The sequence below is a fragment of the Pedobacter sp. UYP24 genome, assembly GCF_054057295.1.
The window spans coordinates 423,358-444,856 of record NZ_JBSRZD010000001.1; the positions used below are offsets into that span (position 1 = coordinate 423,358).

The 21,499-nt window shown below is 35.6% G+C and carries 18 protein-coding genes; 8 read left to right on the plus strand and 10 right to left on the minus strand.

Annotated features, from left to right (window positions below):
* Positions 1-42: 42 nt before the first annotated feature.
* Together ACVWYN_RS01980 and ACVWYN_RS01985 are read left to right on the plus strand one after the other, a co-directional pair.
* Complete coding sequence (locus ACVWYN_RS01980; RefSeq protein WP_457287138.1) at positions 43-288, plus strand: NifU family protein; 246 nt, start codon at positions 43-45, stop codon at positions 286-288.
* 59 nt (positions 289-347) lie between these two features.
* Positions 348-989: a hypothetical protein gene (locus ACVWYN_RS01985; RefSeq protein ID WP_457287139.1), complete on the plus strand. Its 642-nt coding sequence runs from the start codon at positions 348-350 to the stop codon at positions 987-989.
* Here ACVWYN_RS01985 and def read toward each other — a convergent pair.
* From def to htpG, 5 genes are all read right to left on the minus strand, one after another.
* Entirely contained in the window at positions 986-1,540 is a 555-nt protein-coding gene (def, locus tag ACVWYN_RS01990; protein ID WP_457287140.1) for a peptide deformylase, read from the minus strand. The two genes, ACVWYN_RS01985 and def, sit on opposite strands and share 4 nt — an antisense overlap.
* An 18-nt stretch (positions 1,541-1,558) precedes the next feature.
* Positions 1,559-2,788: a M16 family metallopeptidase gene (locus ACVWYN_RS01995; protein ID WP_457287141.1), complete on the minus strand. Its 1,230-nt coding sequence runs from the start codon at positions 2,786-2,788 to the stop codon at positions 1,559-1,561.
* Positions 2,789-2,830: 42 nt separating this feature from the next.
* On the minus strand, positions 2,831-3,916 hold the full coding sequence (locus tag ACVWYN_RS02000) for a hypothetical protein (RefSeq protein WP_457287142.1): 1,086 nt from the start codon (positions 3,914-3,916) through the stop codon (positions 2,831-2,833).
* Positions 3,903-4,859 (minus strand): DUF2157 domain-containing protein, encoded by a 957-nt coding sequence (locus tag ACVWYN_RS02005; protein ID WP_457287143.1) that lies wholly within the window; start codon positions 4,857-4,859, stop codon positions 3,903-3,905. Before ACVWYN_RS02005 ends, ACVWYN_RS02000 begins: the two co-directional genes overlap by 14 nt.
* Before the next feature lie 73 nt (positions 4,860-4,932).
* On the minus strand, positions 4,933-6,822 hold the full coding sequence (gene htpG, locus ACVWYN_RS02010; RefSeq protein WP_457287144.1) for a molecular chaperone HtpG: 1,890 nt from the start codon (positions 6,820-6,822) through the stop codon (positions 4,933-4,935).
* A gap of 348 nt (positions 6,823-7,170) precedes the next feature.
* Between htpG and ACVWYN_RS02015 the strand changes: the two genes are divergently transcribed.
* From ACVWYN_RS02015 to ACVWYN_RS02035, 5 genes are all read left to right on the plus strand, one after another.
* Entirely contained in the window at positions 7,171-7,938 is a 768-nt protein-coding gene (locus ACVWYN_RS02015; RefSeq protein ID WP_457287145.1) for a LytR/AlgR family response regulator transcription factor, read from the plus strand.
* Between the two features lie 129 nt (positions 7,939-8,067).
* Positions 8,068-8,301 carry an HTH domain-containing protein gene (locus ACVWYN_RS02020; protein ID WP_457287146.1) on the plus strand — a complete coding sequence of 78 codons (234 nt, stop codon included), beginning with the start codon at positions 8,068-8,070 and terminating at the stop codon, positions 8,299-8,301.
* Positions 8,302-8,535: 234 nt separating this feature from the next.
* On the plus strand, positions 8,536-8,955 hold the full coding sequence (locus ACVWYN_RS02025) for a hypothetical protein (RefSeq protein WP_457287147.1): 420 nt from the start codon (positions 8,536-8,538) through the stop codon (positions 8,953-8,955).
* Between the two features lie 269 nt (positions 8,956-9,224).
* Positions 9,225-9,662: a DUF1573 domain-containing protein gene (locus tag ACVWYN_RS02030; RefSeq protein WP_457287148.1), complete on the plus strand. Its 438-nt coding sequence runs from the start codon at positions 9,225-9,227 to the stop codon at positions 9,660-9,662.
* Between the two features lie 15 nt (positions 9,663-9,677).
* Positions 9,678-10,943, plus strand: coding sequence for a hypothetical protein (locus tag ACVWYN_RS02035; RefSeq protein WP_457287149.1), 1,266 nt, complete (start codon positions 9,678-9,680; stop codon positions 10,941-10,943).
* A gap of 46 nt (positions 10,944-10,989) precedes the next feature.
* Here the strand turns inward: ACVWYN_RS02035 and lepB are convergent, their stop codons facing one another.
* Positions 10,990-11,919, minus strand: coding sequence for a signal peptidase I (lepB, locus tag ACVWYN_RS02040; protein ID WP_457287150.1), 930 nt, complete (start codon positions 11,917-11,919; stop codon positions 10,990-10,992).
* A gap of 590 nt (positions 11,920-12,509) precedes the next feature.
* On the opposite strand from lepB, the gene ACVWYN_RS02045 reads away from it, so the two are divergent.
* Entirely contained in the window at positions 12,510-13,988 is a 1,479-nt protein-coding gene (locus tag ACVWYN_RS02045) for a hypothetical protein (RefSeq protein WP_457287151.1), read from the plus strand.
* On the opposite strand, the gene ACVWYN_RS02050 is transcribed toward ACVWYN_RS02045, so the two are convergent.
* The 4 genes from ACVWYN_RS02050 to ACVWYN_RS02065 all read right to left on the minus strand — a co-directional run bounded on the left by ACVWYN_RS02050 (position 13,985) and on the right by ACVWYN_RS02065 (position 21,490).
* Positions 13,985-15,532: a hypothetical protein gene (locus ACVWYN_RS02050; RefSeq protein ID WP_457287152.1), complete on the minus strand. Its 1,548-nt coding sequence runs from the start codon at positions 15,530-15,532 to the stop codon at positions 13,985-13,987. The genes ACVWYN_RS02045 and ACVWYN_RS02050 overlap by 4 nt on opposite strands.
* 64 nt (positions 15,533-15,596) lie before the next feature.
* Positions 15,597-18,434, minus strand: coding sequence for a hypothetical protein (locus ACVWYN_RS02055; RefSeq protein ID WP_457287153.1), 2,838 nt, complete (start codon positions 18,432-18,434; stop codon positions 15,597-15,599).
* Positions 18,435-18,481: 47 nt separating this feature from the next.
* Positions 18,482-19,756, minus strand: a complete 1,275-nt coding sequence (locus tag ACVWYN_RS02060; RefSeq protein WP_457287154.1) for a 6-bladed beta-propeller — start codon at positions 19,754-19,756, stop codon at positions 18,482-18,484.
* A 606-nt stretch (positions 19,757-20,362) separates the two neighbouring features.
* A complete protein-coding gene (locus tag ACVWYN_RS02065; RefSeq protein ID WP_457287155.1) occupies positions 20,363-21,490 on the minus strand; it encodes a 6-bladed beta-propeller in 1,128 nt (375 codons plus the stop codon).
* Positions 21,491-21,499 lie beyond the last annotated feature (9 nt).

Here is a 21,499-nt window from a genome sequence, read left to right on the forward strand (position 1 = left end):
TTGATATAATTTTACTATTTTTATGCTTTAATATAAAATCCAATGAATTTAACAGAACAAGTAGAGCAGGCACTGGAAAGCATCCGCCCATATTTATTAGCCGATGGGGGCGATGTTGCCATAGAGGAAATCACGGAGGATAATGTAGTTAAATTGAAATTGTTAGGCAACTGCGGATCTTGCAAAATGAGCTTTATGACCATGAAAGCAGGAATTGAACAAGCCATCATGAAATCTGTACCACAAATCACATCTGTTGTAGCTATAAACCTGGCAGAACCGGTTTAACCTAAACATTTTAACACAATTTAACTAGTCGTGTTGTTTAATACAGGTAAATTTGTATAATGAAGTATGCTTTAACCATCTTATTGCTTCTTTTTGTTTCTTCAGTTTTTGCACAGCAAGCAACTGATAATAAGAAACTAATACAGTTTTCGGGGATTATTACCGATGTGGATAGCAATACAGTTGTGCCGTATGTAACGGTTACCAACCTAAGCAATAAAGAGCAAAAATATGCAGCCAATTATAAAGGCTTCTTTTCTTTTATCGCCCATCCTGGAGATACCATTCTCTATACAGCAGTTGGTTATCAGGATAGGCTATTGCCTATTCCAGGTGATATCAATGAAACAAAATACACGGCAATAATTAAACTGAAATCAGAAATCGTTAACCTTCCTACTGTAAGGGTTTATCCCTGGGCAACCGTGGAAGACTTTACCAAGGATTTTATGACCATGAAAATTGCTGATGACGATTACATTATCGCTATTAAAAACCTATCCAAACAAAGTATCGGCGGTTTAATGGTTACATTGCCCAGAGATGGGGGTGAAATCCAAAGCGCAAACTTTAGATTAAACCATTACAATTCTCTAAACAAGAATATGACGCAGACCAACCCGTTACTCAATCCTTTCGCATGGGGCAAATTGATGCAGTCTATCTTTAAAGGAGATAAGAGCCGGAGCTCAGATAATTAACGTTTCTTACGTTGATTAGGGAAGCGCATTTTATAATCTGCTTTAACATTCCCTTTAGAAATATTATCCAGCTTACTTTGAAGCATCCTTTTACGCAGCAATCCTAGCTTATCTGTAAAAAGTGTTCCTTCAATATGATCATACTCGTGCTGGATCACACGAGCAGGCATACCGGTAACATCTTCTTCGTGCAACTCCCAATTCTCGTCATAGTATTTTATACGGATATCAGGCTTACGCATTACATCTTCTCTAATATCGGGGATGCTAAGACAACCTTCGTTGAAAGCCCATAGTACTCCGGTTTCAGAGATCAATTCGGCATTAATAAAAACCCTTTTATAACGGGCTTTATCGTCACTACCTGTATCTACAATAAAAATACGGATAGGCAGTCCAACTTGAGGAGCGGCCAGGCCAACACCATTAGCATTGTACATGGTGTCAAACATGTTTTTAATCAGGTCCTGTAAATTTGGGTAGGTCTCATCAATAGGAGCGCAAACCTTTTTTAGAACAGGATCTCCGTATGCTACAATAGATAATTTCATGATGCAAAGGTAGAAATATTAGTTTAAAGGATAAAAAGTAAGAGAACTCAAATTGCGTTCATCTAGTATTTCAGTAGTTATGTTGGCAATATCAGTGCTGGATACCGACTCAATTTTCTTAAACACGGTTTGAAGATCATCAATTCTATCGTATTCCAGCAAGCTTTTAGCCATAGAGATGATCAATCCAATTCGGTTCTCTTCGCCAAGGGCAATTTGACCAATAAATTTTTGCTTGGCCTTTTGAAGCTGTATTTCAGAAAGCGGATTTTCCCTCAGTTTTTTCATCTCTTTAAAGATAAGACTAAGGGCCTTATCCACCTTTTCCGCATCGGTTCCAAAATAAATGGTAAAGATACCGGTATCAGTTAGCGGACTATATCCTGATTCAATAGTATAGGCAATTCCGTATTTTTCCCTAATCTGAAGATTTAAAACAGAGCTCATTCCGGTGCCACCAAAATGATTGTTTAGCAGCAGTAAGCCCGTCTTATTGGAGTCATGTAAGGAATAAGCAGAACAACCTAAAACAGTATGTGCCTGGGTAATTGGTTTATGCTGTATACGCGTAAACAATTCTTGTTTTAATGGAGCAATGCGCTCAGGCTTATGCAGGTTTTGCGGAATATCTGCATAGTGTTTAGTGCCAATTTTAACGAGCTTTTGTAGGCTGTAATTTCCAATCACCGCAATGATGATCTTATCGGTATGGTAATTCTCTGCAATAAATTGCTTTATATCCTCACGGTTTAATTTAGCAACAGAATCCACAGTACCAAGAATATTTCTGCCCAATGAGTGGCCGGCAAAGGCAAGATCTTCAAAATCGTCGTAAATTGCTTCTTCAGGCTGATCTTGATAGGAAGCAATTTCATCAAGTATAACCCCCTTTTCCTTATCCAATTCATCTTCTGGAAAAGTAGAATGGAAAACAATATCATTAAAAAGCTCTAGTGTTCTGTCCAGATAAGGATGTAAAAAAGAAGCATGAATACAAGTATATTCTTTTGTAGTGTAGGCATTAAGATCTGCACCAACACTTTCCAGCCGGTTTAAAATCTGATTGGTAGATCGCTTTTCAGTACGCTTAAAAATTAAGTGCTCAATAAAATGTGCTAAACCAGATTGGTGCTCCTTTTCGTCTCTCGAACCGCTATTGATGATAATGCAGGAATGAGAAATTGCCGAAGAAGAAGGTACATGTAAAAGACGTATGCCATTTGGCAAAGTATGAACGTTATATTCCATCAATTTGCAAAGGTACACAGAAATGTATAAAAGTTTACTTTATTAAAAATTACTGCTGGCACCACCACCACCAAAACTACCACCGCCAAAGTGATGGTCTATTGGTAGGTTCGGGGCAGTATTTACGGTCTCTGAAATCACTAACGATTCCCCAATAAGCTTATCCAGTTGGTTGTTGTTTTCAAGCTCATCAGCAGTAAAGCCATGTCGCGGTACCTTCAAATACCGGTACGCAGCGTAAGCGATACCAACCAGTACCAATCCTCCTAAAGTTAATGCCCATTCTATATCCAAAACATGGTAATAATACCTCACCGTAAAAGTTGCGGCGGCAAGCAGCAATAAACCCATCCGTAATAAAATCACATCCTTTCGCTTTAAGCCAAAGGCGATGTATAGCAATGGAACCAATACCGTCCAGCACCAAAAAAACAAAGCAAAAGGAATGGGCTTAACGGCAGCCCCATCTGTAAGAGGCGATATTTCCGTAGTCGGATTGAGGCACTGCACCACAAAATAATTGCCGGCAGCATAAAGCACCAACAGCGTTAACATACACACAATCGTTAAGCATTTTTGATATGCAGGCTGTTCGGTTTTCTTACTATAATGCTGTACCGAGAAATAGCTGGCAACCGCAACAATCATAATCAGGAAAGGCATGGTAGCCATTCCCCAAACCGGAATACGTGCCCAACCAAAGAAGAAGAAAGCAATGAGCGACAAGTAGCACACTGCCGCCATAATCAAGTCAGCAAAACGAAGGGTTAAATAGAAACTCAGTACCAGCACCAGAGCGGAGATCATCTGCTCCTCATTTCCATTCATTGCCTTGTCCGTCAGCATGACCAAGCCCCCTAATACCAGTCCCCCGCTTAGCCAAAGCAAGGCATCATCTACACCAGAGCGGCAGTGGTGGTGCATAGAAACGGAAAGCTCCAGGGCAAAATAGCAACATAGTCCAAGAAATAACCAATAGGCAGCGTTGGAGATAAAAATATCGCCCAGCAGCAAACTCAGCAAGCCGATCACGCTTAGCGCAATCATCAGGGTCAAAATAAACAGGCCAGCACGGATAAATATGTTTGGCGAATAATTGTCGCTCGCGGGCTTTTTATAAATGATCATCGCTTTTAATTTTCCGGTTTATACCAATTAAAATCCTGATGAGCAAAAATGCCGAAACAATGAAGTAAAAGAAGCCCATAAACAACAAACCATCACCCCTGAGGTTGCTAAATGCTTTTAGGATCAGGGCGCTTAAAGCCACATAACTATACAAAAACGCCAGTATGATAAAATAGAATGAACGGTGCTTCAATGCATCAAAATATAAAAATGAAGCCAGCGCAAACACGGCCAAAGGCCATAATATGGCTATACCCTCATCAAAATGAGCAAAATAACCCGATAAAAGGGCGATGAAAGCCATATGTACACCAAAGTGCTGATAGGTAAAACGGAAATGTTTTTTAAAATCAAAGCGGGCCGAGAAATACCCCAGTCCAATCAGCAATAGTCCCAGTCCTAAATAAATGTAATTTAGCTTTCCTATCTCAAGGCTTACGCCATAGCCTCCGCCGTCTTTACCCATAAACCAATTTAAGGAGGTAACCGTAACACCGAACCATATACCCAGGTTGGTAATGGCCATGCTCAGCACCCCAAGGTGGTCAAACCGGTAGGCCATAAAAAAAAATACCAGCATCGGGATAAAAATAGCCAGACGATAACTATTGCCAAACACGGCATATTCCGTTTGCAGGTAACCCACAAAAGTTAAGAAACTGAGGCAGCCCAGCAACAGCACATAATCAAACAAAGGACCTTCAGTCTTAACCCTCAGTTTGCTAAAAGGCGCCCCGTGCAAAAAGCAATAGTAAAAACACCCCGCGCTCAAAGCGAAGATAAGGCCAATAATGGCCTGATGACCAATGGTGTCGATGTGATTATAAATCAAAATGCCCAAGCCTGAACTCAGGAGCAATACCCCCAAATAAAGCAGCACCTTTAATTCCCAATAGAGGGAGAACAGGGCGGGCTGCCCGGGTTTATCCGTTTGAGAACTCATAATTGTAAAGATAACAAAATAGGGTGCCCAAAGCAATGGACACCCTATTCTTAATCTTATGATTAGCGATTACTTATATCAGCTCAACACTCCTGCTTACAAATGCAGTTAATTCTGCACCGGTTAACATGCCTTGAGCCAATAAAGCAAGATCTACAGCCTGCTTCGCAAGAATGCCTTTAGTCTCCTCATTGTCCGAGGCAAGTATTTTAGCGATTAGTTTATGGTTTCCGTTAATGGCAACCTTATAGCTATCCGGCATGCTGCCGTAAAAGCCCATACCGCCACCCATAGATGCCATATCTTTCATGCGGCGCATAAATTCATCCATAGTAACCGTAACAGGTAGTTCTTCTGGATTCAATCCAACAATCTCTACCGTGTAACCCGGTTTAGTAATTGCTTTTTCAAATACCTCTTTAACTGTTTTGCTTTGATCTTCAGTTAAAACAGATTCTATGTTGTCATCTTTGTCAATCAGCTTGCTAGCCACGCTAGAGTCTACACGTTTTAGAGAAGTTTTTTCTAGCTTTTGCTCCAGGTGCTGTACAAAATGGTTGTCTATCGGCGAGTCCATTAACAATACATCGTAATCTATCTTATTGGCGCTCTGGATAAAGCTATCTTGTTTAGCCGGATCATTTGAGTAAATGTAAACTACCTGTCCATTCTTATCAGTTTGAAGACCCTTAACTTTTTCATGGTATTCTTCCAAAGTAAAGTTCTCTTTTTTAGTATTGGTTAACAACGCAAAATCTTTTGCCTTATCATTGAACTTTTCTTCGCTCACCATACCGTATTTTACAAACAATCCAATATCACCCCACTTTTCTTCATAACCCTTACGGTCTTTGTTGAAAAGCTCCGCAAGTTTGTCTGCCACTTTTTTAGTGATATAGCTGTTTATCTTTTTTACATTGCTATCAGCCTGTAAGAAACTTCTGGAAACATTCAACGGAATATCTGGAGAATCTATTACACCATGTAATAACATTAAAAACTCAGGAACAATGTCCTTTACCTCGTCGGTAATAAACACCTGACGGGAGTACAGCTTAATTTTATTCCGTTGCATGTCGAAATCGTTTTTCACCTTAGGGAAGTACAATACCCCTGTCAGGTTAAAAGGATAATCTACATTCAGGTGAATCCAAAATAAAGGATCTTCTGAAAACGGATATAGTTGTTTGTAAAAAGAAAGGTAGTCTTCGTCTGACAAATCTGCAGGCGCTTTTGTCCAGATTGGATTAGTCGTATTGATGATGTTATCAACCTCTACGCTTTTTGTTTTGGCTTTTCCTTCTTCATCTTCGCCATCTGGTTCCTGTTCAGTTTTAGTACCAAACTTGATAGGCACAGGAAGGAACTTCCCATATTTATCAAGAATGCCTTCTAGCTTATGGTTATCCAAAAACTCTTCAGATTCTGAATTAACATGTAAAGTTATCGTAGTTCCACGTGTAGTACGGTTACCAGCAGATATTTCAAACGCAGTACTTCCGTCGCATACCCATTTGGCTGCTTCAGCATCATCCTGATAAGAAAGTGTCTGTATTTCTACAAGATCTGACACCATAAAGGCAGAATAGAAGCCTAAACCGAATTTACCGATGATTTCGTTGGCGTCTTTTGCATCCTTAAACTTCTCTACAAACTCGCTGGCGCCAGAGAAAGCCACCTGGTTAATGTATTTCTTGATTTCTTCAGCAGTCATACCCAATCCATTGTCGGATATAGTTATCGTCTTCGCTTCCTTATCAACTGCTACTTCTACCAGTGGATTACCAAGTTCACCATTGTACTGACCAAGAGCTGCCAGTCTTTTAATTTTTTGTACCGCATCTACGGCATTGGAAACCAATTCTCTCAAAAAGATTTCATTGTCTGAATACAGGAATTTTTTGATGATTGGGAAAATATTCTCTGTGTGGATTGAAATACTTCCTTTTTCTTCTATGCTCATATGTTAACTTATTTTAAAATATAGAAAGCATATAACAATGTGTATTCCAAAGTAAAAATGGTGTCAAATTGACAGTTTAACTGGGAGGGAGGTCATTAACGAATAACTTGGGACTGGTTCTACACTAAAACCATACAAGGACCATACTTCTACGGTATTTCTACACAAAACAAGTACTTTTAGTGTAGAAGTATGGTCTTTGTACCGAAGAAGTATCGAAGGAGTTCCTAAGCAGGTGGGGCGGTGGGGGTTACTTGTTTCGATTGCATCAAAAATCCCAATGGATATGCTTGCAAAACAATTTTAAAATCTGTAGCTTAGCGTAAGTCATTTATAACCAGATCCCTCATGTTAAAAATTTCTGTTCTCACCAATGATAAGGACTTCTTAGACGGCTTAACAAAATACTTGTGCCAACTGGATGACGTTAAGTCGGTAAATCATTACCCAGATTTAATTGATTTAATGATTGCCACCGATAAGCCCGAACGACCGGATTTAGTATTTATAGATATTGAATATAAGCTAATTTATATTCCTCATCTTTTTGAATTGTTATCCAAGTCCTTTAGAATTGTTTTTTTAGGGTTGGCTAGTAGTGAGCTTCAAGAATGTTGCTCCTTTTATAGAATTCCTTTTTTAACCAAACCAGTAGATTTAGATATTTTGAATAGTTACATTCACAATTTAATCCCTATCAATTTATCGGAATATGGTGAACAACCTGGCATTTCCAAAAGCGATCACTTTTTTGTAAAGTGTGATAAGGGGAAAATAAAACGTGTAAAAATCGCTAATATTCTTTATGTGGAAGCCAAACAAAATTATGTGAGTATACATCAAGATACATTTAATAGCACATTTAATTTCACACTAAATGGTATAATGCAGATACTCCCAAAACCCTTATTTGTTAGGGTACATCGATCATACGTCATTAACATTGATCGCACCCAGGCTATTGAGTCCAATAGTGTTTTTTTAGATAATGATGAGGTTATTCCTATAGGACATTCCTATAAAAAAGAGATTTTTAATAATTTCATGTCTAAAACTTTGGATATAGCAAATTTAATCCGAATTTATATTGTTTTAGAGGCTTTAAATTTTCTTTAACTGAATAATAGTAACAATTGAAGTTCATCCTAAAAATATACCATTTCAAATAGGGAATTCAGTTGTATGTCCTTGGTTTTGCATTGATTATGATCATAGGCTTAAATTGTAGGTCTAAAGTTTTCTATAATGCCAACGTACTATTTTAATCGCCTTGATCAGCTCCATGCGCTAATTAAAAGAAAAGCTACCGGACCACCGGTGCAATTAGCTAAAAGGTTAAGAGTAAGTGAGCGAACCGTTTTTTCATATATTTCCATTCTCAAAGCACAGGGTGCTGAAATTAAATTCAGTAGGGCCAGGCAGTCGTATTATTATACTTGTGATGGCTTCTTTGATTTCACCTTCAAAAAAACAGGATAAAGAACGAAAGTTTTCAAGTGCTTTTAACCTTCTACTTTCTCTCCCCAAGTGAGATCTTTTAAAAATTGGAGTCATCTGACGATAAGCAAATCCAAATCATATATTTATGACATCAGAGTAAAAATTTGTATACCTAATTAACTGGTTCCTTTATTTTTAGATAAAAAAATCATACTGCAAATTTTTAGCAGTTTGAGGAACTACCTTTAAAATAAATAACTTAATTAATTAATTATGGAAAATCAAAAAAAATCTAAGTCTCTATTAATGAAGGTACTTGGAGGAGCATTGTTTGCCGGACTTTTTATTTTGAATGTCATGGTGTTTGTTCAATCTGACGATGACAGCGGAGTGCTATCTCTCTCAACTCTTAAAGCATATGCGCTCAGCGGAAGCTCTGGAGATGATGGTTCTGGCAGCAGCGGTTCTGGTAGCGGAGATTCTTGCAATGGCTGCCCAGCTGGTCAATCTTGTGTAGAGGGTCTCTGTGTCGTAAAAGAAAAGGCAACCAGTACGTCTTGCACTGAAAGTTTCTTTTGTTGGAAAACGTTGAGCAGCAAGACGGCTTATGGTCATAAGACAACCTGTCCTTCTAGTGCAACGGGCTCAACAAATTGCGCCGCAACCAATTGCGATGCAGTAGATCCTTGTTAAGAACAATTTACTTTACTGGATTTGGGAACTTCAAATCCAGTAAAGTAAATTTTTAAGTTCTTTGTTATGATTGCATATTCAACATTACTCCTTGTCTTTTCCCTTATTTATCCATTTAATGTATGTCTGATAAGGTGATGAAAATTATGATTTTAAAAATATAGTTCATGCTAATAAAAGAAACCCAAATACCTTAAAACATAAATATTTCTCGCTTTATATATCTCGGTCAAAGGCACCAAAAAAGTAACTCACAAAAAAGGTTGGTTATGAAAATAAGAATAACTTCAATATTGCTGTTTATTGCAATAATTTTAAATATAGCACTTCTATTAAAGATTTCGGATCAAAAATCTGTAATCTTTAAGATTAGGAAACAAAAGGAATTGGAGGTTAATCGCGAATCTTCCGCAGTCAAATTTGACAAATATACACATGACTTTGCTCATATCCCGCATGGCCAACCAGTTAAAACAAGTTTTACTTTCACGAACAAAAGTGTAAAAGCGATTAAGATAGCCAATGTTGTAAGTTCTTGCGGTTGTACTACATCACAGTGGGATAGCTCTGTTAACTCTGGAAGCAAAGGCAACGTGGAGCTTTCCTTTGACGCTTTGGCTATTGGCCCTTTTAATAAAGAAGTTAGGGTATATGTTAATGGAGAAGAAAAGCCAATTAAACTCACTATAGAAGGTATAGTTAAGTAGTTTGCTAACATAATTATGAATTTCAAGAAATCGGCGATAGTTATCTTTTTGCATTTAACCATTGTAGTCTCTGCCTTTATATTCTTTTATAGAATCGGTGTATTTAATAAACTTCCAGACAATATGTCTCTCCTCGGTGAGGATGTGGGATGGTATAGTGGAATTAAAAAATACGGCTATCAATTTAATCAAGGCGCGCGTAGTAATATTGCGTTTTTTCCACTATTTCCTTATTTTTGGAGATATTCGGCACTCACAACTATCGGAATAAGCGTATTTAATTTATTGTTGTTTGTCACTTCAATGTCGATTTTGATGCATAATCGCAAAATTAGTAGTGGATTTCTGCTAGGCTTGGTTGCTATCCCGAGCTTTATTTTTGTATCCATACCTTACACGGAAGCTATTTTCTTCTTCTTTGGAACTTTGCTTATTCTCGGATTTAGTCGAAATAACAATTACTTAATAACAATTGGATTGTTGGGTTGCTGCATTTCCAGATCCGTTTCTATATTATTTATCCCAGCATTAATCGTTACGGAAGTTCTTGTTTATTTTCATTTTAGTCACGATTTGAAAGCTTTAATTAAGAAGCTGACCATATATTGTGGAGCGTGTATAATTAGTATTGGTGTAGTTGTCATCATTCAAGGGATTCAAACCGGTATGTGGTTTCATTTTTTAAGTATGCAGAAATATTGGGGACGGATTTTACATTGGCCGTCAGCGCCATTTACTACTATTTCTCCTGAGAAGGTTCTTGGTATCGATGGGGTAGCGGTAATATTGGGCGCTGTAGCAGGATGGTTTTGTTTGAAATGGCTCCGTATTCTATTTAAAAATATTCAGCCTAAATTTGAGTCAATAACTATACCTGAAGATCGTTCTGTACTATTCTCTGCATTATATCTCGCAGGTACTGCATTTGTTGATGTGTTTTTCACATCCCAATCAGGGGGGCACACCAACATTTGGAGTATAAATAGACACTTGTTTTGTGTTCCTTTCGCAATATATTTTCTAGTCTGGTTGCACCATGAATATCAAGTATTAAAAAGTGACTTTTTGTTTATTTCCATTCTGATCTTAGCGGGCTGTTATTTCACCGGCGTGGCTTTTCTATTTAACCAAATGTACTATTATATTCTTTTTTGTATAACTCTATTTATTATTCCATTCTATCCCAAACTTAGGTTTGTTACATATATTATGTACACACTTAATGCCTTTGTTCAAATTTTCTTCTACCACGATTTTTTAAATCACAAATGGATCGGTTAAAAGTCGGATCGGGCAAGCTGGCAATGTTCATATTGTTGTACACATATCATAGGAAAGTAAATTGCATTAATTTTTTGGGCTTTGATGAAATTTTAATTAACGCCTTTCCGATAATTTGATCTTGGGCGATAAATCCAAAATACCTAGAATCCTTAGAGTTACTTCGATTGTCACCTATCATAAAATAATAGTTTTTTTTTATGGTGATCGTATTCGTTAGCATATCATCAAGAAGAACCTTATTGTTAACTAGCTTCAATGATTTCCCAGTTTCCTCTTCGATAATTTTTCTATATAGTAAATAATTTGTATACGTGAGGGGTATTTTCTGACCTTTTTTAGGGATAACTATGGGGCCATAATTGTCTCTGTTCCAGCCAAAATCTGCATCAGAGGGATATATATCATGATCAGGCTTAGTCTCTTCCTCTGCAGTTAAATTTATTGTACCTGTTGCCTGTTTTAATGATTCTGCAATTTCTGAGGTTATTAAAGTTAAGGTCGAGTTACTATCAGTTCGATTGAGGATCTGAAGCTGATCATTTTGAACTAATTTGTCAAGTTGCCTACCGGTTTTTGTTTTTAGGAGGTAAATTGACATTGATTTTGGTGGATCATTAAGACCACGATTATTAATAAAAATCTTTTGATGTCTTAAACATAGCGTGTCACCAGGTAAACCGATCAAGCGTTTAATTAGGAACTGGCCTTTATTTTTAGGATCATTAAATACGACGATATCTAATCGTTTTATACTGGAGAAACCGGGAAGGCGAGTTTCAAGCACCATTGCGCCATAATGTAGCTTACTAACAAAAACACCATCATCGATTAATATCGTTTTTGACATAGAGTCAGTTGGAATATTATAATATTGAACTAAAAATATTTTACATAAAAATGCTGTTAGAGTTGCAATAAACGCTATCAAAAGAATTTTTTTTAGGATGGTATAATGATTCTTTTTTCTATTCATAATTTTAATTTTTTATATTCTAGTACTTAAGGCCAATGTAATACTTTAAAAATGAGTAATTTTCACAGCTATTGAAAAGGTTTGAAAAACTAGTGCGAAAAAAGATAGAACTTATAAAAAAAGATAGGTTGTAGACACCAGATAAATCCATAATATTCCTGTAATCAATGATTAAACAGGACACTATACTCATAAATAGGTAGATTACTGGAATTATATTTTACTAGCTATATAGTTTAAAATTAAGTAAATAATTCTTTTTAATACGTTTATTTTTCGTATATTGTTTCTGCACAAAAAGGTTAACGTTTACTTAAATCTAATTCTTGTTTCCTACCTTAACTGAATAAAGCATCTTGATTTCCTAATTCATAGATATTACAATCGTTCTCAAAACATATAGCAAAAAAACTTCTATTAGTGTAAAACCTATCACTTATGTATCATTAAACAATTTCATTTAAAAAAAATCTATATCATAGATAAATCTATAATTGCAAATTAAATTAATAGTAAGTCTTTATTGAAAAAATTCAAAAAACCAGTATTAAATTAGGTCCTAATTTGTAAATTCATAAATAAGCATTTCAATGTTAATTCACCCATATCTACGTCAATCTTGGTTGCATTTAATTTTCATATTTTCTTTATTTATTTTTGTCGCTTATAATAGTTCGGGCTATAATCACTGGGATGAACATTATCAAATCGTTGAATTTGCTAATTACAAATTAGGAAACGCCAATCTAGGTGATTTAGCATGGGAATTTAAGGCCCAAATCAGATCAGGGATTCAGCCTCTTCTATGCTACAGCATTCTTAAAATTTCCGCCCTTGTCGGAATAAATGACGTCTATCATCTCGCATTTATCTTACGTGTTATAAGCGGACTCTTCGCAGTTTTTGCTATTAGTTGTCTCGTCCTTTCTGGAAGGGAACTTGTTAAGGAAGAAAATTATGACCTATTCCGTATAATGTCTTATTTATTATGGTTTATACCTTTCTTAAGTGTTCGATTCTCATCTGAAAATTGGTCTGGATTATTTTTCATTCTATCAATATCCATAGTATTATCAAAAGAACACCGATGTAGTAATTCAAAGCTCATATTTTTAGGGCTCTTTTTAGGTCTGTCAATTCTTCTTCGTTATCAATCTGCATTGCTTGCATTTGGAATTCTCTTTTGGCTTTTGGCAATTGATAAATTGTCTTTTCTTAAAATAGGATTAATTATCGGTACAATTATTTTTGTATTAATTTGTGGATTTCTTATAGACTACTGGTTATATGGAGTTTTCACATTCACGATTTACAATTATTTTTATGTAAATCTAGTTCAGGGTGTTGCATCTAATTTCGGGGTCTCTCCATGGTATCATATCATATTGTATATTTTATTTGGGCCAGGACCAATATTGGGAACTGCGATATTGAGCAGTTTGATTATATTAGTTGTTTATAAATCTAAGTCTTTGTTATTATGGTCTGTCATGCCATTTATAATTATACATTCCATAATCCCACATAAAGAGTTGCGATTTCTATATCCTATTGCATTAATTTCACCATTGGGTTTAGTTTTGGCATGGCAAGAAGTATCATATTTTAGAATTTTAAAATCCACTACAATTAGGTATATAATTTTGGTTAGTCTATTTATAATAAATACTGCTGGTTTGATTGCGATTTCTCAAAAAGGAGCGGGATTGGCCAGGGTATCACTTACCCAGTTTATATATAGACATTATCCCTTTCAAAAGGTTAATCTAATGTATCTTAATGGCGCAAATCCTTATGCAAAAGATACTTTTTATAGAAACTCAGGAGTGAAGTTATTCCAATTGACTGCAGGGTGGGAAAAAATGGCATTAAAAAGAACTAAAAATGATGGTGTTACTTTGATTGTTATACCTACAAGTATTGTAAGTAAGCAAAGTGTTGATTTTCTTAATAGAAATAATTTTGAGATAGTTTATGAGACAATTCCACGGTTAGTCAGAAGCATAAACAAATACTATGACTTGTCGATAAACCACTCTGGGTTGACTTTATATAAGCGTAAAAATTAATACTTTAGACTATAAAAGTAACCCGAGCCAAAATTCTCGAAATCGTATAGAATGATTGCTTCCTTTTCTTTTGTTGATTTCCACGGTTCAGCCAATCGGTAAAATAAAACCGGCTGCTCAATAAAATATCTGTCAGATACATAAATAATTTTACCGACATGGTTAGTTCTCAGAAAATCGATTATAGGTTTATTCGGAATAAAGTGTGCGGATGTTTCTTTTTTACCGTTTCCTATAATAAAATTCATAGCCATAACTGGACGTTTGGAATAAAAAATAGTTATAAGATTCAAGTTTATTATTATACATGAAATTACCATAGAAAAGATAACTGGAATACATAATATTAAATTCTTGCTAATTTTTAATGCAATGTAAAGGCTAAATAGTAAAAATATAGACAAGTAATATCTGAAAGAACAATTTGTAGTATAAAAAGGGAATATTCCCATATAAGCTATGAGGATAAATGCAAATATTGCAGATGTATCCTTTCTCTTTACGTCATCCAATAAAAAGTAAATTATGTATCCTATAAAAATAAAAGCACAGAGAAAAGATAAGAATTGAGAGACTATTTCAGGTTTATAAGAATAGAAACGAATCAATAGGTAATAATTAGATACTGTCTGAAAAAAGGCAATTCCATGATAAGCCACAAAGTTGGCAAATGCAAAAAATAGGAATGAATAAATAAGTGCTGGTTTTACTATTATAGGAGATGAAAATTCAGTTTTTGGAATTTTTTTTAAGATTATAAATTCTTCTATTACCAATATTAAAGCTAAGCATAATATGACTGTAGGTGACTTAATCATAAAAACTACATCAAGCTTATAATGCATACTTAAAAATACAATGAATACATTTAAAAAATTGATAGTCAATAACAGAATAATTTTTTTATAATGTGAATTACCTAAGTACAAACTCCAACATGTTAAACCCACTAGTGAAGCTACTGAAATACAGGAAAATATAATATGGTTATATGTTCCAAGTATGTTTGTGATAAGAAATAATAATGTCCATATGGGTTTAGCATCTTGACTTTCTAAAATCTTTATAGATGATAAAACCAATAGTGAAATAAAAAAAAGAGTCAATGTGTTAACTTCCCATGCTATTCTTGGCATTAATAGATATAGACTAGATTGTCCAATAATCATTAAAAACAATAACAATACGCGGAGTTTTTTCTTTTTTAGGAGAGCGAAACCAATAATGCAAATCCCTATAGAATTGAAAATGACTCCTGCTAGGCGTAATTGAAAAACTCCAATTTTGAATGCTTTAAAAATAGAACAAATAATCAAAGGTTCTAAAACACCTGTATAATTATTCATAGAATAAAGTTCACTTGTGCCCTTTTGACCGAAATAGTAAGCCCTTAAACCAAACCAGGCCTCATCTCCATGCAATCCTGGTAAAATATCAAGTTTGTAGAGCCACCAGAATAAAAAGTAGAAAAAAAATAAAAACAGTATAATAGGTACGCCCTTAATTAAGGGTTTTTGTTTTAGATGAAATTTGAAATAAGACATCAACCTTTTAAATTAAAATATATGGCTTGCTAGTTGGTTAACGGTAAAACTATGGTTTAGAATATCATTTTTCCTTTTTCCCAAAAGCTCTGGGAAAATAAGAACAGCTGAACATAAAGTACTGCCGCAGTACATTTGCTGTGCTTGTAGAAATACTATTGTTGTTTACATAGTTGCTTAAACCCGTATTTTGATGTAGTAAGTCAAGAGCTGACAACTTAAACTCTAAGTTGTCAGCCTTCAACAAGCGGTATTTTGCATATGCATTCCAAATAGTATAGTTTATTGAGCCTGAACCAAAAGAAGAGGTATAATCGTAAGCAACATCACTTCCCAGGATAACTTGTCTGATTAATTTCCAGCTGCCGCTTAAAGTGACTTTGTTGTTGTGATAGTTGAATTCTCTGCTATTGGCACCAATTTGCCGGGATCTGTTATAACTATTACTGTAGCTCATTATCATGGCAAAGGCATCTGTAAATGTATAATAAGCATCCAAACTATGGAAACGATAAAAATTAGCGGATTCGTTTTTCAACCCGTTTAGATAGGAAGGGACCTTTGCTAAGCTTAAACGAAAATTAAACCTAAGCTGTACCTGATGCTGCAGGCCTACCTTGAATGACCTGTTTACATAACCACCAACGCTCAGGTATTTATTTCTATCCATATTAACGGTATAAAAAGTTCTCCTGCCTAATCCATCGGTATTGCTACTATCTGCAAAACTGTTATCTAAAACCCCGGCTGTGGCATGTAAAAAATAGCTTAAATCATTGCGAGAGCCTAGTTTAGAATGGTTGAAACTGAAATCCAACTCTCTCCTGTCTGTTGGTTTAAGCATGATGTTGCCGAGCCTTACATTATACAGATTTGCACTATCTACTAAAGGCACTAATTGTTCAAATGTTGGGTAATCTACAGATTTCTTAAACTGTAAGGAAGTCCGTTCATCAAAATCTCCGTACTGATAGTTCCGAAAGCTCACCTCGGCATCAGGGACAAACCTGTTGTAGTTTTGACTGATATTTTGAAAAGCTTGATCTGAGCTGTTTCTTTGATCATAGTACTGACCCTGAACGTTTACCTTGAAAACGAGGCTTTTGTTGTACCGGTCGCTTAAACTTTTAACAAAAGACCTTGAAAAATTTAGGGCGTACAAATCATTCAGCAAGTAATATTTTGAATCCACGGTTAAATAGTCATTGCGGAATTCCTGTCCTGTGGTAGCGTCGATATTATTTACAAGATTATCCTCATGGTGTATTTTGTAATAAAGATAATTATTCAGCTCAAGCGATATTTTACGAAGAGGGCCTTTCTTGAAAATCCAGGGAGAGAAATCACCCAAGCCAAATTGCAGCTGCTGATTAAGGTTATTATCAGAATGGTTATTTTTTCTGTTCACCGCTTTGTTCTGACTAAGGTCTGATAACGAAACAAAATCCGTCTGTGTGCTTCCGTTATTGTTGTAATCTCCTGCATACAAATCATACTTCAATAAAAAGTCTCCTGGCCTTTCATTGTACTGAGTGGAATAATCTTTTTTACGGTCTATGCCGGCTGAAAAAGAAATCTCTTTGCCAATATTTTCATTAGTGTATAATGAACTATTGGTACTTTGAACTTCATTATCTTCATTTAAAATCCTGGAAAATTGTTTATGATCAGACACGTCTCTACTTCGTTTAAAATCTATAGACGTATTATAGGTTTTGTTCTTCTTACGATTATCATAACTTGCATTAAAGTCATGACTGGTGCTATTAGAAAAATCATCATTCTGATTTTGCTGAATCTGATTACTTATTCCGTCAATAGCCGTTATGGTTTGTAAGTTATCTCGATAAAATGTACGCTTATCCCTCAAAAAGTAATTTGACTTTAGCCTGTTTATTTCCTCCAAAGAAGATTTTTCTATAAAATCATGCTGAAAAGTGAAGCCTCCTGCGCTGGGTTTGTTGATCCCTTTAGTCCTAAAATCAGGTTGGTATTCCACGCTTGCACCTGTGCCCTTATAAGTGCTGTTGCGCATTAATGTTTCCACGTTATAGGCTACTTTGTTAACGTCATTGGTCGCAGCCACCACACCAAACTGAGTCCTGTTAGAAAAAAAGTTTAGGTTTCCATCAGCTTCATAATGGTCGCTTGTTCCATAACCACCACCCAATTTTCCAAAATGACCAAAATTCTTGTTTTTCTTTAGTTTGATGTTGAACGAACTGATGGAATCCAATGGATTTTCTTTGCTTTGTTTAGTACTGTACACCTGTATTTGGTCGACTGCATTTTTAGGGATATTCTGTATGGCTATTTTAGGATCGCCCCCAAAGAAAGGTTTGCCGTTTACGGTAAAATTCTTCACCTCTTTGCCATTAACAGTGATCATTCCATCGCCCCATACAGTTACTGCAGGAAGCTTACGCATTAAGTCTTCTACCGTTGCATTAGGTTCCAGTTCAAATGCATCCGCATTAAATACTAACGTATCACCTTTCATTTGTACCGGAGGAAGATACCTCACCACCACCTCCTCAAGCTCTTTAACAACCCTTTCCATGTTGATGTACTTTAAGTCCAGTTCTTTAATCTCCCTATCAATCGTGAAATTACTGGTAACGGCGCTGTAGCCTATATAACTTGCCACCAGTTTAAGCGGTACGCCAACAGGCAGCCTCTTAAAGTTAAACTCACCAACCTGATCAGACAATTGATATCCCAGCAATACGGAGTCTTTAGCAACATATATAGCAACAGAAGCGGCCTGCAAAACATAATTATAAACAGAATCTTTCACCACACCTTTCAACTGCCCTACTTTCGTAGAGTCTAAAGGCTTACTCTGTGCAAAGAGTGTAAAGAATGGAAAAAAACAAAGGACTGCGCTAAGTAAGTATTTCATCAAATTGATTTAGGATGACTTAAAATGATGTTAAGCTGGGTTAATTTCTAGTTATTCCTAAACTTAACCAGCACCAACACCGGATTATCTTTTGAAGTACCTTTGTCAAAATACTTTTTCACATTGGCGGGATACTTTAACTTCTTCTCCTTGTTGGCCTCATAGTTTCCAAACATCTCTACAGAGGATACGGATCTGTATAGGAACTCACCGTCAAAGGCTATAAAACCGGCAAAATTATCACTAAAAAGAGGAAGGTGAAAGCTCTTGCTATCCGAGGCTACCCTTAAATAGGAGGTCAGTTCACCATTCTTAAGGTTATAGATGTCGTCATAATTTTTTTGATCATCTGTATTGATACAGTTTAGTTTGAAAAATAAGCGGTCTCCAAACTGATAGCAGTTTTCAAGGAAGTAAACCTTGTCTTTATTTTCTTGAAAATAGCCCATTCGTTTCTCATTATATTGGGGGTTTGTAGTGAAATCTACAGGCGTTGCATTTTTCAAGGGTAATATAAGCTTGTATAACGTATCCACCCTTCCGGAAGCCCGGACTTTATAAATATTATAATCATAGGCCTTTGCAAACAAGACAAAATCATCGGCTCCCGAATTATAGAAAGGTCCGTTATTTGCAGTCCACGTCCCCACGTCGAACTGCAGATCAGCTTTAAATTCCAGGCCGGTTGCAAAAGCGGTAGCGTTTCCATATTCGTGATGAAAGGTCAGCCAAGCCTTTGCTCTGGTAGAATCCTCATGATCTTTTTTTAAGGGAAAACCCTTCGCCACTACCATGTCCTGATTAGCAAAGATATAAGTATCATACAGGTATTCGTATCTCTTTTGCGCCTCAATTTCTTGGGCTACAACTGTTTTCATCAATTGAAGCCCTTCGAAGCTATACCTGTAAGAAAACCTATCTGATCTTTCCTTTGTGATGACAGCGTAGGTTAGCTCTTTCTTTTTTTTGTTTATAATGAATTTGGATGTCTGCCCTTTTAATTTTATTTTATGGTCAAAGCTCCCGTCGTGTTTAAAAAACAAGATACATTTGGTCTCGCGGTCTAAGATTATGAAATAGTCATTCGTTACCTCCAATTGAGTCACTTTACCAAAAAGGCTTTCCTTGCTAGTTGCTAAGGGGATATAAATTATACTGTCAATGATATCTTTTACTGTTGCTCCGTGAGCTTGAGAGGGGTCAATCCTTAACATTAAAGGCTTGATCTGCCCTATGCATATTTCAGAATATAAATAGAACGCAATGACTATAAATGTAACTTTCGTTTTAAATAGATTCTTTTTTTCAAACGGCTGTTTCATAGGTTAATAATGGATTTTATTAAATTCATTTAGCAAATATCAATATTGAAGTTATCCTTATTTAATAAAGGAGCTTATTTTTTTAGGTATTTTTTTGAGACCCTTGAAAGATATGCTTTGAGAGCTATATGTTTATGTTTTACGGGCATGTACGTCTCCTTTATAACTCTGTTCGTATCAATTATAAATAAAAATGGATAATTTAACATTTCCATCTTTAGCCCAATTTTAGAAGAAAGGTGATAGATACTATAATCGGTAAGGTATTTTTTATGAAACAGCATGAAATCCCGCTGGTTATAGTCAGAGGTAAAAATGAGTACCGACTGCCTGTCTATATTTCCGAGGAGGGTCTCACTCCGTATCACATTCAAGCAGTCTTCAACGCAGGACCAACAGTTTAAACTGGAGTACCTAAGGACAAGCTTATCTCCTGTCTTTAGCAAACTTGAAATATCTTGGTCTGTGTTGGTCACATAGTTAATCTTATCAGGTGAAAATACAATGCGCTCCACTACTATGTTTTGTGGTCTTTTCTGTGAAGATTTTTTGTTTGAATCGCCATGACAACCGAAAGTTAAAAAACCTAATAGAAGCCAGGGTAATTTATTTTGACGAACCATGGGAAAATGTTTTAATATTATGTATCACTAGAATTGGGTTGTCAGTTGGGCTAAGATCTCGTGTAATATCTGTTATAGTTTTGTCATCTTTTAGATGTTTGTGAGCTTCTAATAATTCTCCGGGTTCCACCACGCTAATATATGTATCATTGTATGTAGTCAACGGTTTAAAGAGACTTAATTTAAACTCTGATGGTTCAATAGTGGAAAAAGTATTGTCCATCTTATTGATTAGACCTCTTTTAATCTCCTTTTGATCCATATATAGAAATGTTATTGCCTCATCACCCTCTACAAATTTTGTAAGTATGTAAGTAAATTTTTCTGATTGATTACGATCGAAATCCTCAAGGTTTTTGGTATTCTGTAAGGGCAGCTTATTTTTTCCAAAATCGATTTTGTATCTTGGAATGATACTGTCATTTGCAAGTGCAAATACTTCGCCAGCCCATAAATTTACATAATTCACCGTATCATTTCTATAATATAAATAACTTTCTCCATCAAACCAAGACTTATAATCGGAATTGTGTTTAAAATATTGATTTAGAACTACGTCCTGCTTCATTATTAGAAGATCATGATAATTTGTACCGCCATTGAGCGAGGTGGATTTATTCTGAAAATAAACATACTTGTCTCCAGATATAGCAAAGGCTGCTGGATATACCTGTGGCAGATCAGATTTCGACAAGAACTTGCCATCGAGATTAAAAACCAAAATTTTCTGTATGGCCATATCCATAATTAAAACCTGTCGCTTGCTACGATTAATAGTGAAGTAGTCTATTTTTGTATAGCATTCCAGACAGTGACCTTCTTTTCCTATAGGATTTAGAAATTTACCTGACCTATCAAATCGAAGAATAAGTTTATTTTTGCTGTCATAAAGCAAAAATGAATTTTCAATTTGCTCTACTCGATCGATTTTCCCAAGTAACGAATTGGGATTAGTTTCAAGTTTAACAAATTCTGTTTTATCGATTAATTCATCAGCTTGTGTAAATTTTTTTGTGATGAATGAAGAATTAACGATTTTGTGAAAAACATAGTTTTCATCACCTTTATCAGATGTACAAGAAGTAAACCAGATAAAGAAAAATGCGAGCATTATTTTTGA